1 protein-coding gene is annotated in these 304 nt (G+C 48.4%); it reads left to right on the top strand.

The features are described 5' to 3' along the window. Positions 1-61: 61 nt before the first annotated feature. Positions 62-304, top strand: a 243-nt coding sequence (locus tag GFJ41_RS21405; RefSeq protein WP_170076065.1) for an MC/SLC25 family protein, incomplete at its 3' end; no start/stop codon positions are given.

Below are 304 nucleotides of genomic sequence, written 5' to 3' on the forward strand. Positions count from 1 at the left end.
CTGCGCCTGAGCGGGAATTTGTCTCTTTGAAACGACACGACCACATTAACATCGCCCAACAATGAGTGAAACCGCAGTTTCTTTTGCTAAGGACTTCTTGGCTGGTGGTATCGCCGCCGCCATTTCCAAAACAGCTGTTGCTCCCATTGAAAGAGTGAAATTACTGCTTCAGGTTCAACATGCCAGCAAACAAATCACAGCTGATAAGCAGTACAAGGGCATTGTGGACTGTGTTGTCCGTATTCCCAAAGAGCAGGGCTTCCTGTCGTTCTGGAGAGGCAACTTGGCCAACGTCATCAGATAT

Source organism: Paraclostridium dentum (assembly GCF_012922555.1).
GTDB lineage: Bacteria > Bacillota > Clostridia > Peptostreptococcales > Peptostreptococcaceae > Paraclostridium > Paraclostridium dentum.